This window comes from Rhizobium fabae, assembly GCF_003985135.1.
GTDB lineage: Bacteria > Pseudomonadota > Alphaproteobacteria > Rhizobiales > Rhizobiaceae > Rhizobium > Rhizobium pisi.
In genome coordinates this window covers 513,188-530,053 of sequence record NZ_ML133648.1, presented here as the reverse complement: position 1 = coordinate 530,053, position 16,866 = coordinate 513,188, and the positions used below count along the sequence as shown (strand labels likewise).

Below are 16,866 nucleotides of genomic sequence, written 5' to 3'. Positions count from 1 at the left end.
CGCGAGGTGGTTCAGACGCCGGTATCGCGTATGGCCCATGGCCTATCCTCGACTTGCTCCTTGCTCCGATCGGTCTTGGAACGCCCTTCATCTTCCGCGAACCGCTCGGCCGGGCCCGAGGAAGATCGCTCTATCGGGGGCTATTCGGCCGCTTCGTCGCGCGCCCCCATCTAGAGCGCTAGTTCAACCTCTCGATTTTTGCGCATCTCAGCAGTTAGACCATAGATCTGGAACGGCGACGGAAGATCAAAGTCACGCGTCTACCGCGAGGAGATCTACCGTATTGGATTGCCTGGGCGCCGCCGGATTTGTCCTCGCTCGCCGTCGCTGAAGCCACACCCAGCTGGCGAACGCCCTTATACGGCAGCTCGATAGTATATTTCAGTCACCCGAAACCGACCATCGATGCGTTTGCACTGGACGATGACGTCGATCGCGATCTTCAGCATCTCGCGTATGTCGTCTCGCCCCAGATCCCGACCGCCGTCGGATTCCTTCACCAGCAGTGTCAGTTGTTCGAATGCCAGCCTGGCCGAGTCGGCATGCACGGTGGTGATCGAGCCCGGATGGCCTGAGTTCACATTGCGAATGTAGTAGAACGCTGTGCCGTCGCGCAGTTCCTGCAGAAGAATGCGATCCGGCCGCATGCGCAGACAGGATTCGAGCAAATCCTTTGCCCCGACCTTTGCCAGCCCTTGGCCACCCTTGGAGTAGAAAAGGCGGACCTGGTTCGGCTGCGGGATCACGAGCTCGGGCGTATCTTCAATCGAGATGATGCGTTCGCTGGAAGGTATATGGCGGATCAACGCCTTCGAAAGCGTCGTCTTGCCGGATCCCGTCGCCCCGGAGATGATGATGTTCTTGCGCGCGTGGACGGCCCCTCGCAGAAATGCCGGGTAGGACCCTGTTCTAAAGAACTCCAGAAGCCTACGGTCGGCCGAAGAGATGGCCGTCTCTTGCCTCGCGACCTCGGCGAACAAGCCGCCCTGCTCAAGATCGTTCAGGCTCAGCGACACCGACGACGGCTTTCTAATCGTGATGCTGACCGTTCCCTTTGTCGTCGCCGGCGGGATGACGATCTGGATGCGCTCGTCGCCCGGCAGCGTTGCCGAGAGGATGGGCCGGGTTTCGTCGATCGACTGGTTGGAATAGCTGGCAACAGCCCGTGCGAGACGCATCAGCTTGTCGAACGACAGATCCGGCAGATCGTGGGTTTGCCACCCGGCCGTGCCCTCGGTGACCACCTGGGTCGGCCAATTGATGATGACCTCGTAAAGCGACTTGTCGCGCAGGAAGGGCGACAGCGGTACCAGCAGCTCGCGCACGACGCCTGAATCAGCTCCCTCTGTCATGGCGGGCTATTTCGTGACCAGGGTCGAGGCTGGACTGAAGTCGCCAAGAACCGCCCGATCGTAAATGCGGTTGCGCGGTTCGGTCACGCGAAGCCGATAGACGCTCGAGAAATCGAGATCACGCGCCACGAAGATCGAGACCAGCTCTCCTTGATGCTTCAACAGGGTCGGCGGAATGTTGATTGACTGCTCAACGGCGATGGTCGCGGCCTGCTTGCCGGCGCTCGTTGTGTTGTCTGCCTCGACATCGCTATCCTGCAGTTGGCTGTTGGCGTAGGAGCTGGCGTCGCCGACAATCGACAACAGGATCGCGCTGCCGAAGCGCTCCCACCAATGGTTATCGACGTAGCCGTCGACACCGGCACGCCCAAGGGCATCGGTTGCCGGCGACGCCAGGGTGATGATCACGGCCCTCGGCGTTTTTGCCCGGTTCCAGAGAACAAACAGGCCTTTCTGACCGCGGCGAAGGCCGCCCCGATATTCGCCAACCACTTGCGTGCCCTTCTCCATCAGCACGACCCTGCCATTATCCGACAGGACGTCGCGGTTGATGACACAGCTCGTGAATCCGGGTTGGTCGGAGGAGAGTGCCGTCTCCAGGACGCATGGAATAGAGGTTCCCATGGCGACGATGAAGTCGCGATTTCCAAGGGTTCCGGCACGCGAACCCTGCAGCTGTGTCGGTGTCAACAGCCGATTGAAGCGCTGGTCCTCGTTTTCCGCCTGGGCACCGAGACCGCCCGGGCTGTTTCCGAGTGAAACGTAATTCGAAGCGGCATCGGTGCTGGTATCCTGGTCTCGAGGATGAGACTGAGGGGATTTTTTGCCACCATAAGCGATGACCGGCGCGCGACGGGCGGCGTCGAGGAGCTTCTCATCCTCACCCGCCTGCTCGGGCATGCCGGGCGTCGGCAGGATTGTTTCCGGTGGCGTGGCGATGGGTTGGACCGGCTCCTTCGCCGGCTCGAAATCCGATGTCTGGCGGATGACGACGCGTTCGGGCTGGACGCCATCTGCGGGCTTATCCTGCCCGCGCATCGACCAGAGCGCAAAGCCGACGAAGGCGATGATTGCCAGCGCCACCACACCACGTCTCACCGTCGGATTGTTATCGAGGCCGCGGCCGGTCGTCGTTTCGGCGCGCTCACCCGGAATGTGGGTGCTGTCTTCCTCGGCCATGACGTCCTCCTATTGTCCTGTCGCAGCCGGCGTCTTCACGACGCGCTCGACAGAGGGTGAGGTCGTATTCGTTTCGGGATTGATGCCGATACGATCATAGGCCTCGTTGAAGACGCAGAGGACGTCGCCTCCCCTGCGCAGGATGAACTTGCGGCTGATCGCGTGTACCAGCACCAGATTGTTCTCGACGGACTTCGGCACCAGGCTCTCGCTGCCGTCGGAATTTTCCATGTAGATCGCCGGCATTTCCTGGTTGCCGGCAAAGGCGAATGTGGTGACCTTGCCGTTGTCGTAGACCGCCTGCGGTTCTAGTGCCGCGGCTCCTTGAGCCGAATAGCGCCAGTTGCGTGGTCCATAGGCTTCGTGAAGGGCGAGAACCTTGTCCGCTTCGCCGGCTTGAGCTGCTTGCGCGCGCGCAGCGGCCTCCAGCCTCCGACGTTCGGCCTCGTCGGCGGGATAGCGATACTTCACATAAAAGTAAGTGTTCTGCCCGGCCTCGACGGTGCCGTCGCGCACCGTCAGTTCCATCTGGTAGCTGCGTGTCGAGCCGTCCCGCCTGGTCGTGACGGCCGAGATGTTGGTCACCGGCTGGTTTTCGCGGGGCTTCAGGAACAGGATGTTGCCGGCCGGCGCCACTTCCCACGCAACGCTGTTGCCGAGCGCGACGTGGGCGATCTCCTCATCGGCGGCAAACTCTATCTGCACCGAGGACCGCAACGTGCCGACGATCTTGGTGATGTTGTAGGGCTGGTAGTCGATGAAACGGACGCGGCTATCCTGCGCGGCGCCGCGCGGTATATCGAGTGCGAAGGCCGCCGTGGAGAGGCCGGCGGTCAGCGTCAGGGCGATCAGGAAACTCTTCTTCAATTGATGGCCTCCGGATCGGCACGATAGTCGCTGACGGCAAAACCAAGCGGATTGGTCAGGCGGTCGGTCGCGGACATCGGCGCGTTGACATAGGAGAAGGTGAGCGTTGCGACCCAATGGGTGGTCCTGACGTCGTCACCGCGGGTGACGGTCCTGGTATAACGCACCGATACGACATTGGCGTTGATCAGCGAGATCGAGACGATGTTGACGCGTGACGTCGCGCCGCGACCGTAGATATTCTGCGGAGAGTCCGGATTGCCGCCCCGGTAGATCACCGCAAAGCGCGTCTGTTCCGGCTGGGTCGAGAGCAGGGCGACGGTGCGAAAATTCTCCTCGGCCTCGCTCCAGACATAGGCTTCCCGCGCACGCACATATTTGGCGGCGAAGTATTTGGTCACCGCCTCATCATAGCCGCCGGCGGCAGATGTCAGCGCCGAGACGACGTCGACGATGCCGGTCGAATTGTCGACGCGAACGACGAAAGGTTCGACCGTCTTCAAGGGCGTGAGGCCGGCAACGGCAAAGATCGAGGTGGCGGCAAGCACGCTCGCGGCGATCGCGATGGACCAGGCGATGCGCGCCGACCGCTCCACCTGGACCAGCCGATCCTGATCGAAGCGGCGCGCTCTTTCGAAATAGCTCTTTAGACTGTCCGTGCTCACCATCTCACCCCTCCCCGCACGGCCGATAGGAACCCGCAGCATCGAAATCCGCGAAGGCGGCCGGCTTCTCCGTCAGCCGCTCTTTTCCATAGGAAGATACGTGGGCGGTCGCCGCCGCCGGGACAGCGTCGGAACCGTCCTGCTTGATGGGCTTGTTGCCCTCCCATTGCCACATGGAGCGGTTGAGCGGCCGGCGCGAATAGCCGTCGCACTTGGGCAAAGGGTGGGACTTCGAAGCGCAGCCAGTGAGCTCCATGGCAAGGAGAATCGAGACGATGATGCGGATCATTGGAACGCAAACCTCTGAAGCATTTGTCGTGGAGAAGTCGTCATCCGGACCCTCAAGATCTGAGGCGACGTCCGACGGAGCGGGCTCCTCGTCCGACCGCTCGAGCGCTATGGGAGGCTGCCCAAGCGAGCGTGCCTTCGTGAGCGTCTCGGGCGGCGCCATATCCGTAGGTCAGGGACGCTCCGCCTGCCGCAAGCGCCGAGGCGATGCCGGGCAACTGATAGAAGACGTAGAGGGCTGCAAGGCAGATGGCGCAAAGCGCGACCGGGCGCATCAAGACGTCGGTATAGCCTTCGATCGCCGTGAAGGTCGTGTCGATGCAGGTGACCAACAGCGAACCGATCGCGACCACCAGGACCTGCAGAATGACAAAGTTGGCGAGCTGACCGATCCAGGACTCGGTGAAACGACGGGTCGACGGGAACATCGCAAGCGCTACGAAAATCGGGCCGATCGCCAGCACGATGGCGAGCGCCAGCCGGGCGTAGAGCGAGACGATGTAGCCGATTGCCGCCACGGTGAAGCTCGCACCGATTGCCATCATCCCGCCGATACCGGTGACGATGTCGACTGGCCAGGTGGAACGCGACCAGATTTCGCGGGCGCATTTCTGGCCCTTGTCGAGCAGGCTGTCGAAGGTGGAAGCGCTCGGTGCGGCGCCGGAGTTCAACGCCTGCGAGATCTCGCGCGGCAGGGCCTCGAAAAAAATGTTAGTGACATAGGTCTGATATTCACTGGCGTTGCGCACCAGCATGACGATGATCGCAAGCTTCATCGCCCGAAACGCGAATTCAAGAATGGGCTCGTGGACCGAGCCACGCAGGACAAGGTAGCCATAGAGCACGACGTAGAGCGTCAGCGCCGCGGTGAGCGGGCCGCTGATCCAGTTGGCGATGTTCGACGTTCCCGACGAGATGAAATTTTCTAGCGGCGACTTGAACTGGCCGTCGACGAAGCTGAAGACCTGGTACATGGCTCAGCCTCCAAGCGATGTTTTCATACGTTCAAGTCGCAGCTTCCAGTCCGCCGCCTCCGCATTTTGGCAATCGGGCGTTTGGCGCAACCCGCCGGGGTTGTTGCGGCATTCGCTGATGATCTTTGTCAGCAGAGCCTCATCAGCCATGAGCTCGTCGACAGTGTAGGTCTTGTCTCCCTGGCCGGAGCAGCCAGAAAGGGTGCGGGTGACGACGTCAAGAAGGACATTTCTCATTTGAGCGCCTCTCCCATGGCATCCATGCGCTTGCGCCAATCCTCGGCCTTGCGCTGATCATCGACCTGAACCTCTGCTTGCTGGACCATCTGCAGGGCCTGCATGCGCAGGACGTCGGCTTGCAGAAACGCCGTTTCTGCTTGTAGCCGTGCCTGGAGATCGGCGATGTCCTTGGCATCCGCAGCACCTGATATCTGCTGGCGCAGCTGATCGATGCCGTCGATGCGCTTGGTGGCGGCATCGTAGATCTGCTGGCCGAGGCTCATCTCACCGGCATTCTGGTTCTGGACGCGCGACAATTCCTGCGCATAGAAATCATCGGCGTCGGTGCGATAGGTCGAATTATCCTCCAGGAATTTCGACGCGGAGCTGCCGAAGACGCCGGTACCCGATCCCTTGAACAGACCTTCGATGGCATTGAAATCCTGCGGCAATGCCTTGCGGATCGAAGGATCGTTCAGCAGACCGGCGACATCGGCCATATTGGTGATCTTGTTCAGCGATGCGTAAAGCTGCTGGGCCTGCTGAAGCTGCTGATTGAGTGTGCCGAGCTGGGATTTAAGCTGGGTGATGCTCTCGATCTGCTTGGCGATCGCCGTCTCATCGATGACCGGAATGCCCTGCGCGAATGCAGTTCCAACGGGCAACAGTGCAGCCATCATCGCCAGCGCAAACTCTCTTCTGACCCTTTCCATCAATCCGCCCTCCTTCTTTGCTGAAACACCGGTAGCCAGTCTTCGAGCCGGTCGCCGATCTCCGAGCGGATCGCCTCGGCGAGTTCGACGTTCGCGGTGCGGCCGGACAGGATGTCGAGTTCGTCATCGAAACCCCTGAGGTTCAATTCAGCGACGACGCTGTTGTGACCCTGCTTGACGATGAAGCGCCGGCTCTCGACCGAAAGCTCGCGCGAGAGAAGTTCGAACTCGCGCTCCGTCAATTTGAACCCGTCGACGTAGTCGGCATGGTCGCCGCGCGGATTGGGCAGAAAGATTTGCGTCGGGCACTGCTCGATGATCGTGTGGGCGATCGGCGAGACGATCGCATCGCGCGGGCTTTGGGTCGCAAACAACATCAGGCCGTTCTGCTTGCGGATCGTCTTCAGCTTGTTCTGGGCGAGATCGCGAAAACCCACATCCCGCAGGGCCTTCCAGAACTCGTCGATGACGATGATAATGCGCCGCCCGTCGATCAGCTGCTCGATGCGGAAGAACAGATAGGCCATCAACGGGGTGCGGATTTCCTCATTGTCGAGGAAGTCGGTCATGTCGTATCCGATGAACCTGGCGCCGATCCCGATGTCATCGGTCTCGTTGTCGAACACCCAGCCGAGCGGCCCTCCTCTCTCCCAGCGCCTGAGCCGCGAGGCGATGCCTTCGGGATCGGTGTTGTTGAGGAAAGTGCGCAAGGCGCCGATCGAGCGTCTTTCGACCGGCAGGTCCGCCAGGCCATCGATGGCCGAGGCGATGTCGCGCAGCTCCAAGACCGTCAGTTCGCGCTTTGCCGATCCGACCAGCTGGCCGACCCAGCGGGCGAGGAACACCTTGTTCTCCGGCGTGAGTTCAAGTGCCTTCAACGGCGCGCAGGCGGTGGCAACACCGTTTCGAAGCGGCAGGTAAGTGCCACCCGCGGCCGCACGAAGAGGTCAGCTCCTCGATCCTTGTCGAAGAAGACCATGTGGGGATCATGTTTTTCGAGCTGGGAGAGCATGAAGTTCAAGAGCACCGTCTTGCCGGTGCCCGACGGGCCGCACACGAAGGTGTTGCCAAGGTCGCTGTGATGGAAATTGAAATAGAAGGGCGAGCCGGAGGCAGTCTTCAGCATGGCGACGGCCGGTCCCCATTCATTTCCGTCCTTCCTGCCTGTCGGATAGGAATGATAGGGGGCGAGCGCCGCGAAATTTCGCGACGTGATAGCGCCCGATCTTGCGCGATAGCGGAAATTGCCCGGCACCTGCCCCCACCAGGCCGCCCCAAGGCCAAGATCCTCGCGGGCGACGACTGCGCCGCCGTTGGTGAGATGGGCCCGTGCTTTGGCCATATGATCGGTCAGTTCTTTCACCGACGGCGCAAAGACCGAAAGCGCCAGATGGTGCTCTCCGAGCACAAAGCGGTTCGATTCAAGGTCGTCCATGGCATCGCCGAGCTCTTCGATCTGCGACGCCGCCTTGTCGCCTGCGCTCACCATCTGGTTCTGTTTGCGCCCCATGATCGTGCGCGCATCGGCTTTCGAGACGAAGGCGAAAGACTGTGTCAGGATGAGCTCGAACGGCGCCGTCAGGATGCCGTCGAGCATGCCGCTGCGGGTCGTCGCCGGATATTCCTTGAACCCGAACATGCCGGCATAGCGGCTTTCGGCCTCATGACGGATCTCGATGGTCTCGCGCCCGAAGATCACCCGATCCGAATAGATCGTCGACGATATCCTGCCCTCTGTCAACGGAACGCGTTCCCGCCGGCCGCCGACGATCTGATGCAGGACCTCGCTCGGTTCGGAGAAGAAGATGTCGTCCTGCTCGTAGAGGGAGAGCACCCGGGGCTCGAAGCGTTTCAGCCCGGCGGTCACGTCGGATACCTTGTCCTGCAGATGCTTCAGCGCACCCTCGTCGACTTCGACACCGTTGCGGCGCGCCTTGCGCAGGAGCGAAAGGAGGTTGGCGGCTTTTTCGGCCGGATCCCGGCCCGGATGCCAGACAAGCGAGAGGTAAAGATCGTTTCGAAATAGATCCTCTCCTATCATGCGTTCGCGGTATCTTGTGTTCAGCCCCTGCGAAAAACGATTGGCGAACTCTCCGTCCGGATAGTCGTTGTCGCGACGGCGAATGACATGTGTCCAGAGCGCCAGGCGCTCATCGGCGATGTTGCGGTAGAGCGTATTGAGATCGCGGTGCAGGCTATTGAGGTCCAGGACATCGGCGGTTTCGAAGGATATGCCTTCAAGCGCGAGCATCACCATCAACGCCCTGGATTCGAGCGCGATCGTCGTCTCGTCGACATGACGGACGTACGGAATGAAGGTTTCCGGCCCGAGTTCGCGCGAGCGAAGCGTTGCGATGCTAGGCAAGGCTCAAATCCTTTTCGTCATAGCGCCGGATGAGCCTCAGAGGCGACAAGGTGGCGCCGCCCCAATAGCCGGCGTTGCGCGACCGGCCGCGGGTCTCGATCCAGGAAATCAGGATCCGGAACATGTTGTGGTCATGCTTGACGAGGGTGCGGAATATGAAATGGAAGACGACGCCGACAAGCGCGTAACCGATCGATCCCGCGGTGATGTAGAGGATCGTCGTCAGCATGACGTTCATGCCCATCGCCTCCATCGTCACGCCGGCGATCATCGCCGGGCGGGTGCAGGCCAGGAACAAGGTATCTTCCTCGATCGCGGCGGTGGTCGGCATGACCTTCAGCTTCCGACGATCGTGTTGACGAGTTCGGTCGCCCCAAAAATTCCGCCGATGCCGATGATCCAGAAACCGGCACGGCGCAGATCCATGTAGCCGAACATCCAGGCAATGCAGATGATGATGACGGCGATGACGGCGAGCAGCCGGGCGATGTTGCCGGTCAGCATGTCGACGATATTCTGCAAGACGGTTTCGACGCCAGCTGCCTGGGCGAAAGCCGGTTCCACCAGGCTGGCGATGATGGCCGCTGCTATCAGGAGAGAGGCCGCGACAGGGCGAAGGCTTGTTTTCGAGATCATTCACTTTGCTCCGATCGTTCGTTCTTAAACACGAGAACCTGGTATGACCGCCGGGCGTTAAAGACGTCCCACGATGCGGCTTCACCAGATTGGGGAAGGAACTGTGCGGGCGGGGATGCCTCCCCTGTGGCTGGCCGATCCGCGCGAGGGGCTTCTTCACGCGGCTCGGCGATAGCGAGAGACGCCAGGTCGGAAGGCAGGCGGACCATTTCCTGGCGGACCTGCTCGTCATATTTGATCATTTCGCCAACAGACGGATCGTCACGCCCGTAGTAGGACTGAAGCATGACCTTTTCGGCTTGGATCGCATCGGCGCCGGCGCGCAAGGCCAGACGATAATAGCCGTCGAGCAGAGTGGCCGTCGCCTTGAGGTTCTGGCAAGGATCGAACGCATCCGAGATCGAGAGCTTGAGCCTGCGCAACTCCGTCTCGCCGATGCCGCCAAGACCGATCTGAATGTCCTGCTGATCGGCAACGAGGGAGGTCGCCAGTTCAATTGCCTCGGCCTTTGATGTGGGTTGGGGCTCAAGCGGCGGGCCGCTGTTGATCCGAATGGCGAAGGGTTTGAAGCCGCTCTCGAGACTGATGACAGCCGCGAGCGTTCTGATTTCCACCATGGGCGCGCAGTTCTGGGCGAGATCCATGAATGCCACAGCCATCGATCAGTACCAGACCCGCTGCTTCGCTGCCCCGTCGATCGTGACGTCGACATAGTGAGGCTGCGATCTGACGTTCGGGCGGGCGGTGGGATAGCCCATACATTGTCGCCGTCCGTCCAACAGCTGCCATCGCGGGGACAGAACTGAGCCGTCGCTAAAATTGTACTCGTCCCCAACATGAGGGCAGAATGCATCACTCACCGGCTGGAGGGCCGTCGACACGCAGGTTACTTCTTGCCCGCGCGGTCCATAATCGCTTTCCAGCCGGTATCCGGTTTCGCAGTAATAGGGCTCATAACCCGGGCGCGAACTGTGGAAGGTGGCGCCGCTGCATGTCGGGAACGAATGCCCCTCGGCAAGCTCGCGCCAGAGCTTCTCGATCGGCGGCCGGCATTCCGCGAACTGCGTCGGCCCTCCGGGGTTGGAGAGGCACAGGATAACCTCGCAACCCCAATCATTTGCTTGCGCCCTGCCAGGTGAAGTAAGGTAGGGTGCCAGTAGGCAGCAGGCCGCCACGACTGAGTTGAACAGAAGGTTTTTCATGAGCACGACCCTTCCAAGGATATTCCATTGCCAAAGAGGCGGCCTGCCTCCCGAACTGTTTATACTGACTTATATAGCACAGTAAAATAGCATGACAAGAGCGCTCAAGACGCAATGGCATAATCTCGCCTTCTCGGGCCTCATCCTGCATGAGATCCTCGACCACCCCCGTGATGATGAGACGCCTCAGGCAAGGCTGAAGCAGGTCGGCATGATGACGATCTTGTACAGCATGAACCAGGCGCACCAGAAGCTAACCCTTTCCAGCATTATGGAAATAACGGCTCTGACGCGCAGCGGCGTCAAGGAGACGGTGGATCTGCTGGTCAAACGAGGAATGCTGGAAGAGACGATCGTCAAGAACTCGATGGGTCGTGGAACCGCGCGCCAGTTCGAGATTTCGGAAACGCTTCTGGAGAAGCTAAGTTCGTTCGGCGCTGGGTGACCAACGAGTTAAAGTGACGAATTTCGGCGCCGTCAGGTCTCACGTGCGATAGACCATTGATCTTGCATAGTCAGGAAAGAATGCGTTATGGCGCGCGCTAGCCTTCGCATGAACTTCGCATGCGGTGGCCTGAAGTGGCAGGAACCTTAGGCGATTGCTATCGGATCAACTATGCTCGCAACTTGAAGCAGAAACTGACAGAACGACATCACGCAGATCCATAGCCGAACGGGTGACCGTACAGACGACCAGGGCGGCATGCCAATCGATGGAGACGTTGAGTTCATGGCGATCGTCGAGGTATGTGTTTCTGGCGACATCGAAGCCGGTGAGGTGCGCGATCGATATAATGCGTTGTTGGCACGCCGCTCGCGCAGCAAACGCGGCCTTGGTCGCAGCCCCGGAATCAGTCCGGAGATGCCGCAACCAGCTTTCCTTCAGGTAAGCGTCGGACCAGCTGGCGAGTTCCCGGACTGACTACAGATTCACCAAGACCATTGGAGAGAAGCATGACACGAGCACCACGCCGCCCCGCCAATCCACTTGATGCGGCAGAGGCTTTGTTCAAGCCAGCAAAGAAGGCCGCAGCGGCACCAGCCGCTGAACGGCGAGCGCTGCCCCACGTGAAGGAGCCGGTCTCCATGAGACTCGACAGCGATGTGCTCGCGTATTTTCAGGCGGAGGGTCCGGGATGGCAGGAGCGCGTCAACGATGCCCTGCGTGCAGCGATGAAAGAGTGATCGTGAAGGGACTGCGATCGCCCACCGGCATAGGCGGCCCGCTCACGTTCCTCCTCGCTGTCCTGCGTAGAAGTGTGTTGGGGCTTTCAGGAGGTTGATCGCACGGGGTGATTTTCCCTGTCCGAGGCGGAATAAAGCTCTTGAAGGGGTCGCGACCAATGGTCTCCGATCTCCTGAAGCATCTGCATTATTCCGAGCCAATCACGCCAATCGCAAATCGAGAGACGGGTGCAGCTTCTTTAGGTTCGGGAGAGATTTAGCCTGCCACGGATATTGATGAGTGCCTTTGACCACAAGCAGGAGGTCGCTGATTTTCCTGGCCTCGATAGTCAGCTTCGCCAGCAGATTGATCCCGGAAGAATTGAGAAACTCCAGACCCGTCAGGTTGAACGTCACCTGCTTGTGGCCTCCGTGGAGGATGCCTGAGATCAGCGAGTAGATGGGCGCGTAGGCGTCCGGCCCTGCCAGCCGGAACACGCCGTCGAAATATACCTGGTTTCGTTCCGCCCACACGCGGAAGTTTTCGTCGCTGATTTCCATTCTTCGCTCACTGATTGGAGAAGGGCGGCATCGCCACGGCTGCAGTCGTCGTCAGTATGATATGCTGATCATCATGCTCCTCGAAAGCCCATGCCATTTTTGCATCATAGTCGCTCAGAAGCGTAAGCAAACCCAGACCCGAACCGCTTCCCATTGATATGGCATTGATTTCGATTTGCTCAAGAAGAAGTTCCTCCGCGTTTTTCGACTGAATGTGACGCAGCAATTGCTGAAAACGCGCCGCGCTGTCGCCATCGATCGTGTTCTTCACCCTTATGAAAAAACGGCCGTCGAATATGCTGGCTTCAACAAGGATTTCACCAGGCTGTCGAAACTTAACGGCATTTTCTATCAGCTCATTGCTGAGGTACCCGATGTCGTGATGCGCCTGCCTGTAGTCTTTCCTGGAGCGGGAGAACGGAAGAGCCATCACCTCAGCTATAAAGTCGGAGGTCATTCCCGAATGCTTCCATCCGAGCTGAAGCGGCCCGTCGCTCAATGTAAGGCGAGTATCGACATTCAGTCTTAAGCCCGCCAAAGACTCGATACCGTATACCCTTGGTGCCATGTGTCACCTATGCCTCACTGCGAGAAGCGTAATGTCATCGTGTATCTTCTGTGATCCGATGAAGAGCATGAGTGCCGCCACAATTTCAGAAACGATTTTGTCGGCACTTAGACCGTTCAAGCGTCGTGCCTCCCGGCACAACCGTTCCATGCCGAACAGTTCCCCGAGCTCGTTTTCGGCTTCTGTTACGCCATCCGTGTGCAAAAGTATGAGGTCGCCCGTCTCAAACGCTATTTTATGGGTTTTTACGAACGCTGAGATATCGGCTTCCAGCCCGATCGGTATCCCTAGATCCATCGTGTCGATGCGCTCCACCTTGCCGTTCGCCCGCACTATGACGACTTCCTCGTGTTGCCCCGAGAGAATCATGTCCTTTCCGTCATAGTCCAGAAACGCCAGCGTGAGGTGCTTGTCGATCTTGGTCCTCACGATGTTTTTAAACAGGGCGCTGTTCAGGTCAGTGAGAAATTTGACGGCATCGGTGTTTCCCGCTTCCTGCAGGGCACGGGCCACGGACTGAACCATCAACATCAGCACACCGCTTTCGAGCCCATGTCCAGTGACGTCGCCGATGCCGATCTTTAGCCTGTTCCCGTTCTTCAAGACGTCATAATAGTCGCCACCAACTTCTTCGGCAGGTCGCATGTATGCTGCGATTTCGAGGGTCTGAAACTCCTCGAGCTCCTGATGCAGCGGAAGGACCATGAGTTGGATTCTTTCGGCGACGGCCAGCTCCGTTCCAAGACGTCGGTTTTCTCGCTGGAGCTGCGCGTTCAGTGACGAAATCTCTTCCTTTGCATCCTCGATCTGAGCGGTTCGCTCGTCGACGAGTTGCTCAAGGTTTTCGGTGTGGTAGCTGATCTGTTCGGCCATGCGATTGAATGCTTCACCCGCCTCGCCGACCTCATCTTTGCTTGTTATGGCTACCCTGACCGAATAATCCTTCGCCTGTATCCTCTTGGCGGCATCGGCAAGTGCGCTGATTCCGCTCGTTATTCGTTTCGAAGCCGCGAGTACCGCGATCGTCACGACAAGCAGCGACAGTAGGATCGCCAGAATCTGATAGATCACGATCCGGTTCGTTGCCTCTGAAATCTTGGCCTGAGCCGCATAGAGGGAGGCGTCGATTTCTCGCTCAGGCACAACCACGCCCAGAGACATCGCCTCTTGCCGAACGGGCCCAGTGACCCAGAGATTGGTCGCAGGGAGTTTCTTTACGATAGCAATATAGGGCACCAATTCGCCGTCCTGCTGCAACAACAAGTGCTGGATGCCCTGTTCGCGATCGAGAGCCATGCTCGCTATCGCTGGCTGCGAGCTTCGCTTCAGCGAACGTTGCAGCCCGGTCACGCCGGTTCCGCTCGCATCGCTCGCAGAACGAAGGCCGAGCGTTTTTTCGCCTGTGCTGTTGATTGCCACGACGTTTCCGTCTGACATGACGAGAAATCCAAAGCCGGACTGGGCCACTTTCACATTTTCAACAGTCTGCGCGAGCTGGTCGAGCGTGATATCGGCGCCTGCCGCCCCGGAGACATCCTTCCTGTCGGCGGTCCACAAGGGATGGAAGAAACTTACGATCAGCTTCCCGGTGATCGCATCCGTATAGGGAGCAGTCTGCGTTATCTCGTCCGCGACCGGCCGCGTTTTGCTGTCCTTGGCCCAATCCTGCCAGGATTCATAAAGCCCGGGAAAAAAGAAGTCCCAGAGATTCGCCTCGTTGTGACCCGGATAAAGACGGTCGAAGGTCTGAGCCTGGTCGGTGTAGGGCGTCGTCCGGAAGATCGGCCGCTCTTTCGATCCGATGTAGTACATTTGCAGCTTTGAGGCGCCGTGTTGCATTAGGCTCGGCGCAACGAGGTCGAGAACCGAGCTGGTCTGGATATCGCGCTCGACATCCGGCTTTGGCTTATGGTCTGGTCCGAGCAGATACCCCCAGACGCTCATGACCGATACGGAACCCGCGGCGTTCTGCGACCATCTCCCCTTCTCATCGTAAGAGAGGCTGACGCTGCCCGGAGATGCACGAGAAACCGCGGCACCCACCTCGGAATTGCGCTCGGGATCGTCGATCTGCGCCTGGAGCACGCCTGCCAAGGCGCTGACGTCATTATGGACCTGGCGCAGGAGCAGACTCACCTGTGCCGCGGTCGAATCGGCATATGTGCGTACGTATTCCTGGCTTGCGGCCTCAAGGCCCTGCCCGACCTCCAGCGTTGCGTCACGCGACAACCGTTGAACGTTCCAAAGCGCCAGTCCGCCGCTCACCAGCAGGTCAAAGAGAACGGCTCCACCGACGACCAGGATGAACTTTGCTCGAAATGAGCCCAATCTTATCGGTCTTTTCGATGGTTTCCTGTCCATTACAGCGGCTTCCGGCCGGAAGCTGCCCAGATCGGCCAGCCTGCATAACCCTTGGGGTGAAGAGCAGCAAAGACATGATCTCTGAATCCTTGCCGGAACCTGCGAATGAATTCCAATGAGTCGCCACGTCGGACGGCCATCTCACCGGCATAGACGTTTTCCCATGCTTCTATGATATCTGCGAAGTCCTGGGGATCCCCGTCAAGGTTCGTCACCATAAAGCAGTCGACCTTGATCTCATCGAAGCCGGCGTCGGCGAGGAGATGACGGCTTTTCGGCCCCATCTCGACATCCATGTCGAAGTGCCTGAACAGTTTGGCGACTTCCTCGTAAGTCCATTTTATGGTTTCCGCATGTGGCTCCCCGAGACAATGCGAATTTTTTTCGTTTGTGATGTAGACGCGCCCGCCTGGTTTGCAGATGCGGTAAAGCTCCCGCAGCAGTATCTCGGGGCGATTGAAAATCTGCAGCGAATGGCGGCAGGTCACGAAGTCGAATTGATTGTCTCTGAGCAGCATTTGCGAGGCATCGCCATAGGTGTATTCGATTCCCTGCAGATCGAAGTCGGCGGCGATCCGGCGGGCATATTCGAGGCTGCGCACGGAATGATCCAGCGCAACAAGGCGTGCCGGTGCAAACTCCCGCTGAACCAAGGCTGCGAAATCCCCAATTCCGCAGCAGATATCCGCGACGACAAGACCGCTGCGCAGGCCGTGGCGGGGCAACAGTTCCCGTTCATGCCTCCATGTCATTTTCGTCTGGGTGCGCAGAATAGGAATGAAGGTTTCATCCTCGACAAAGCTCTGGCCGGGATAGAATGCCGAATCGTAGACTTCGATCGCCAAGTTCGGCTCCGTCGCGGCGAGGGTCTGGAACAACGCGGTCGACCACGCCACCACGCTTGATGTGACAATGACGATCTTCCGTTCCGGCCTATTCCGGCAGCTCTCCTTGAGAAGGTCGGACAGGGCGGCGAAGGCAGTCATGTTGATGTGTGTCAAACGTTTGACATTGAGGTAAACGACCCCGCTGTATTTTTCCAAACTTTGCTGCACCAGCCTGAGAGCATCGGCAATCATAGCGGCGCTTTCGGGCCGCATCTTGCCTGAGAGCACCAGCTCTTGATTGGTCGGATCGAAATAAATAGCAAAGGGCACAGGAAGCATGTTCATTGGAAGTCCTCGGTCGAGGGGAAATCCGCGATGATTTGTATTCCCCGCGTGCCGTCTTTCTCAATTCGGATGGCGGCGCGGAATATCGCTGCCAAATTGGCGAGCGGAACCGTCCCATCGGACTCGACGGGATATCCGGACGCGGCCCCAAGGATAGGCTGGCGTTCGCTTGATCTTGCACGTGCGTGCTCGCGGTCAGATCCTTCCTCGCAAGGGAACGCAATTCTCAACCGATTGAATGTGGCGCTGCGATAGAGATCGAAACTTATCCTCCCCGGCTCTCCAGTCGAACGGAAAGCGAGTTCGACGAGCTCGTTCGTCGCCACGGAAAGAAAATTGGAATAGCGAGCGGGATCGCTGTGACCCTGGCCGAGAATGTCTGAGAGATATTCCGTAATCCTGTCGCAAAATTGCCATTGGGATTTGAACATCCCAACGTTCATTTCCATCGATACCATGGGCGCAAATGCGTGGTCATCGAATTTGGATGCTTCTTCTTTCAATACACCCTCCATTCGTTTGCCGAAGGCGTCGGGTTGATGGGTGCCGCGGCTGAAACACGGCGAAAAATGATTCTTCA

General features: G+C 59.0%; 20 protein-coding genes and 1 pseudogene. 3 read left to right on the top strand and 18 right to left on the bottom strand.

Features of this window, described 5'->3' with window-relative positions:
* Window positions 1–356: 356 nt before the first annotated feature.
* The 13 genes and pseudogenes from virB11 to EFB14_RS11075 all read right to left on the bottom strand — a co-directional run bounded on the left by virB11 (window position 357) and on the right by EFB14_RS11075 (window position 10,460).
* Complete coding sequence (gene virB11 / locus EFB14_RS11135) at window positions 357–1,352, bottom strand: P-type DNA transfer ATPase VirB11 (RefSeq protein WP_126825279.1); 996 nt, start codon at window positions 1,350–1,352, stop codon at window positions 357–359.
* 6 nt (window positions 1,353–1,358) lie between these two features.
* On the bottom strand, window positions 1,359–2,531 hold the full coding sequence (gene virB10, locus EFB14_RS11130; protein ID WP_126825276.1) for a type IV secretion system protein VirB10: 1,173 nt from the start codon (window positions 2,529–2,531) through the stop codon (window positions 1,359–1,361).
* A 9-nt stretch (window positions 2,532–2,540) separates the two neighbouring features.
* Window positions 2,541–3,398, bottom strand: a complete 858-nt coding sequence (gene virB9, locus EFB14_RS11125; protein ID WP_125842736.1) for a P-type conjugative transfer protein VirB9 — start codon at window positions 3,396–3,398, stop codon at window positions 2,541–2,543.
* Window positions 3,395–4,066, bottom strand: coding sequence for a VirB8 family type IV secretion system protein (locus tag EFB14_RS11120; protein ID WP_126825273.1), 672 nt, complete (start codon window positions 4,064–4,066; stop codon window positions 3,395–3,397). The genes virB9 and EFB14_RS11120 overlap by 4 nt, the downstream gene beginning before the upstream one ends.
* A 1-nt stretch (window position 4,067) precedes the next feature.
* Window positions 4,068–4,352, bottom strand: a complete 285-nt coding sequence (locus EFB14_RS11115; protein WP_126825270.1) for a hypothetical protein — start codon at window positions 4,350–4,352, stop codon at window positions 4,068–4,070.
* Window positions 4,353–4,404: 52 nt separating this feature from the next.
* Entirely contained in the window at window positions 4,405–5,325 is a 921-nt protein-coding gene (locus tag EFB14_RS11110) for a TrbL/VirB6 family protein (protein ID WP_125842740.1), read from the bottom strand.
* Window positions 5,326–5,328: 3 nt separating this feature from the next.
* Window positions 5,329–5,562, bottom strand: coding sequence for an EexN family lipoprotein (locus tag EFB14_RS11105; protein WP_126825267.1), 234 nt, complete (start codon window positions 5,560–5,562; stop codon window positions 5,329–5,331).
* Window positions 5,559–6,257 carry a P-type DNA transfer protein VirB5 gene (gene virB5, locus EFB14_RS11100; protein WP_125842744.1) on the bottom strand — a complete coding sequence of 233 codons (699 nt, stop codon included), beginning with the start codon at window positions 6,255–6,257 and terminating at the stop codon, window positions 5,559–5,561. Before virB5 ends, EFB14_RS11105 begins: the two co-directional genes overlap by 4 nt.
* Window positions 6,257–8,622, bottom strand: a pseudogene (locus tag EFB14_RS11095) (VirB4 family type IV secretion/conjugal transfer ATPase). Before EFB14_RS11095 ends, virB5 begins: the two are co-directional and overlap by 1 nt.
* Window positions 8,615–8,953 carry a VirB3 family type IV secretion system protein gene (locus EFB14_RS11090; RefSeq protein ID WP_125842748.1) on the bottom strand — a complete coding sequence of 113 codons (339 nt, stop codon included), beginning with the start codon at window positions 8,951–8,953 and terminating at the stop codon, window positions 8,615–8,617. The pseudogene EFB14_RS11095 and the gene EFB14_RS11090 overlap by 8 nt, the downstream one beginning before the upstream one ends.
* A 5-nt stretch (window positions 8,954–8,958) precedes the next feature.
* The gene (locus tag EFB14_RS11085) at window positions 8,959–9,258 is read right to left on the bottom strand and encodes a TrbC/VirB2 family protein (RefSeq protein WP_125842750.1); all 300 of its coding nucleotides are present in this window, start codon (window positions 9,256–9,258) and stop codon (window positions 8,959–8,961) included.
* Window positions 9,255–9,917 carry a lytic transglycosylase domain-containing protein gene (locus tag EFB14_RS11080; RefSeq protein ID WP_126825263.1) on the bottom strand — a complete coding sequence of 221 codons (663 nt, stop codon included), beginning with the start codon at window positions 9,915–9,917 and terminating at the stop codon, window positions 9,255–9,257. Before EFB14_RS11080 ends, EFB14_RS11085 begins: the two co-directional genes overlap by 4 nt.
* Before the next feature lie 3 nt (window positions 9,918–9,920).
* Entirely contained in the window at window positions 9,921–10,460 is a 540-nt protein-coding gene (locus EFB14_RS11075; RefSeq protein WP_126825260.1) for a hypothetical protein, read from the bottom strand.
* Window positions 10,461–10,551: 91 nt separating this feature from the next.
* Here EFB14_RS11075 and EFB14_RS11070 point away from each other — a divergent pair, with 91 nt between their 5' ends.
* The 3 genes from EFB14_RS11070 (at window position 10,552) to EFB14_RS11060 (ending at window position 11,645) form a co-directional block, all read left to right on the top strand.
* Window positions 10,552–10,905 carry a MarR family transcriptional regulator gene (locus tag EFB14_RS11070; RefSeq protein WP_125842756.1) on the top strand — a complete coding sequence of 118 codons (354 nt, stop codon included), beginning with the start codon at window positions 10,552–10,554 and terminating at the stop codon, window positions 10,903–10,905.
* Between the two features lie 285 nt (window positions 10,906–11,190).
* The gene (locus tag EFB14_RS11065) at window positions 11,191–11,382 is read left to right on the top strand and encodes a hypothetical protein (protein ID WP_126825257.1); all 192 of its coding nucleotides are present in this window, start codon (window positions 11,191–11,193) and stop codon (window positions 11,380–11,382) included.
* Between the two features lie 32 nt (window positions 11,383–11,414).
* Window positions 11,415–11,645: a BrnA antitoxin family protein gene (locus EFB14_RS11060; protein ID WP_125842760.1), complete on the top strand. Its 231-nt coding sequence runs from the start codon at window positions 11,415–11,417 to the stop codon at window positions 11,643–11,645.
* A 201-nt stretch (window positions 11,646–11,846) separates the two neighbouring features.
* Here the strand turns inward: EFB14_RS11060 and EFB14_RS11055 are convergent, their stop codons facing one another.
* Genes EFB14_RS11055 through EFB14_RS11035 form a run of 5 tightly spaced genes read right to left on the bottom strand, consistent with a single transcriptional unit; the run spans window position 11,847 to window position 16,801 of the window.
* Window positions 11,847–12,185 carry a slr1659 superfamily regulator gene (locus EFB14_RS11055; protein ID WP_125842762.1) on the bottom strand — a complete coding sequence of 113 codons (339 nt, stop codon included), beginning with the start codon at window positions 12,183–12,185 and terminating at the stop codon, window positions 11,847–11,849.
* A 7-nt stretch (window positions 12,186–12,192) separates the two neighbouring features.
* Window positions 12,193–12,753 (bottom strand): slr1658 superfamily regulator, encoded by a 561-nt coding sequence (locus tag EFB14_RS11050; RefSeq protein WP_126825254.1) that lies wholly within the window; start codon window positions 12,751–12,753, stop codon window positions 12,193–12,195.
* A gap of 3 nt (window positions 12,754–12,756) precedes the next feature.
* Window positions 12,757–15,114: a SpoIIE family protein phosphatase gene (locus EFB14_RS11045; protein WP_126825251.1), complete on the bottom strand. Its 2,358-nt coding sequence runs from the start codon at window positions 15,112–15,114 to the stop codon at window positions 12,757–12,759.
* Window positions 15,114–16,286: a methyltransferase domain-containing protein gene (locus EFB14_RS11040; protein ID WP_126825248.1), complete on the bottom strand. Its 1,173-nt coding sequence runs from the start codon at window positions 16,284–16,286 to the stop codon at window positions 15,114–15,116. Before EFB14_RS11040 ends, EFB14_RS11045 begins: the two co-directional genes overlap by 1 nt.
* Complete coding sequence (locus EFB14_RS11035; RefSeq protein ID WP_376772326.1) at window positions 16,283–16,801, bottom strand: hypothetical protein; 519 nt, start codon at window positions 16,799–16,801, stop codon at window positions 16,283–16,285. The genes EFB14_RS11040 and EFB14_RS11035 overlap by 4 nt, the downstream gene beginning before the upstream one ends.
* Between the last annotated feature and the right edge of the window lie 65 nt (window positions 16,802–16,866).

Coding starts and splice junctions, on each gene's coding strand:
- virB11 (WP_126825279.1), bottom strand. CDS start 1,352: ATGACAGAGGGAGCTGATTCAGGCGTCGTGCGCGAGCTGCTGGTACCG.
- virB10 (WP_126825276.1), bottom strand. CDS start 2,531: ATGGCCGAGGAAGACAGCACCCACATTCCGGGTGAGCGCGCCGAAACG.
- EFB14_RS11120 (WP_126825273.1), bottom strand. CDS start 4,066: ATGGTGAGCACGGACAGTCTAAAGAGCTATTTCGAAAGAGCGCGCCGC.
- EFB14_RS11115 (WP_126825270.1), bottom strand. CDS start 4,352: ATGATCCGCATCATCGTCTCGATTCTCCTTGCCATGGAGCTCACTGGC.
- EFB14_RS11110 (WP_125842740.1), bottom strand. CDS start 5,325: ATGTACCAGGTCTTCAGCTTCGTCGACGGCCAGTTCAAGTCGCCGCTA.
- EFB14_RS11105 (WP_126825267.1), bottom strand. CDS start 5,562: ATGAGAAATGTCCTTCTTGACGTCGTCACCCGCACCCTTTCTGGCTGC.
- virB5 (WP_125842744.1), bottom strand. CDS start 6,257: ATGGAAAGGGTCAGAAGAGAGTTTGCGCTGGCGATGATGGCTGCACTG.
- EFB14_RS11090 (WP_125842748.1), bottom strand. CDS start 8,953: ATGCCGACCACCGCCGCGATCGAGGAAGATACCTTGTTCCTGGCCTGC.
- EFB14_RS11085 (WP_125842750.1), bottom strand. CDS start 9,258: ATGATCTCGAAAACAAGCCTTCGCCCTGTCGCGGCCTCTCTCCTGATA.
- EFB14_RS11080 (WP_126825263.1), bottom strand. CDS start 9,917: ATGGCTGTGGCATTCATGGATCTCGCCCAGAACTGCGCGCCCATGGTG.
- EFB14_RS11075 (WP_126825260.1), bottom strand. CDS start 10,460: ATGAAAAACCTTCTGTTCAACTCAGTCGTGGCGGCCTGCTGCCTACTG.
- EFB14_RS11070 (WP_125842756.1), top strand. CDS start 10,552: ATGACAAGAGCGCTCAAGACGCAATGGCATAATCTCGCCTTCTCGGGC.
- EFB14_RS11065 (WP_126825257.1), top strand. CDS start 11,191: ATGGCGATCGTCGAGGTATGTGTTTCTGGCGACATCGAAGCCGGTGAG.
- EFB14_RS11060 (WP_125842760.1), top strand. CDS start 11,415: ATGACACGAGCACCACGCCGCCCCGCCAATCCACTTGATGCGGCAGAG.
- EFB14_RS11055 (WP_125842762.1), bottom strand. CDS start 12,185: ATGGAAATCAGCGACGAAAACTTCCGCGTGTGGGCGGAACGAAACCAG.
- EFB14_RS11050 (WP_126825254.1), bottom strand. CDS start 12,753: ATGGCACCAAGGGTATACGGTATCGAGTCTTTGGCGGGCTTAAGACTG.
- EFB14_RS11045 (WP_126825251.1), bottom strand. CDS start 15,114: ATGGACAGGAAACCATCGAAAAGACCGATAAGATTGGGCTCATTTCGA.
- EFB14_RS11040 (WP_126825248.1), bottom strand. CDS start 16,286: ATGAACATGCTTCCTGTGCCCTTTGCTATTTATTTCGATCCGACCAAT.
- EFB14_RS11035 (WP_376772326.1), bottom strand. CDS start 16,801: ATGGAGGGTGTATTGAAAGAAGAAGCATCCAAATTCGATGACCACGCA.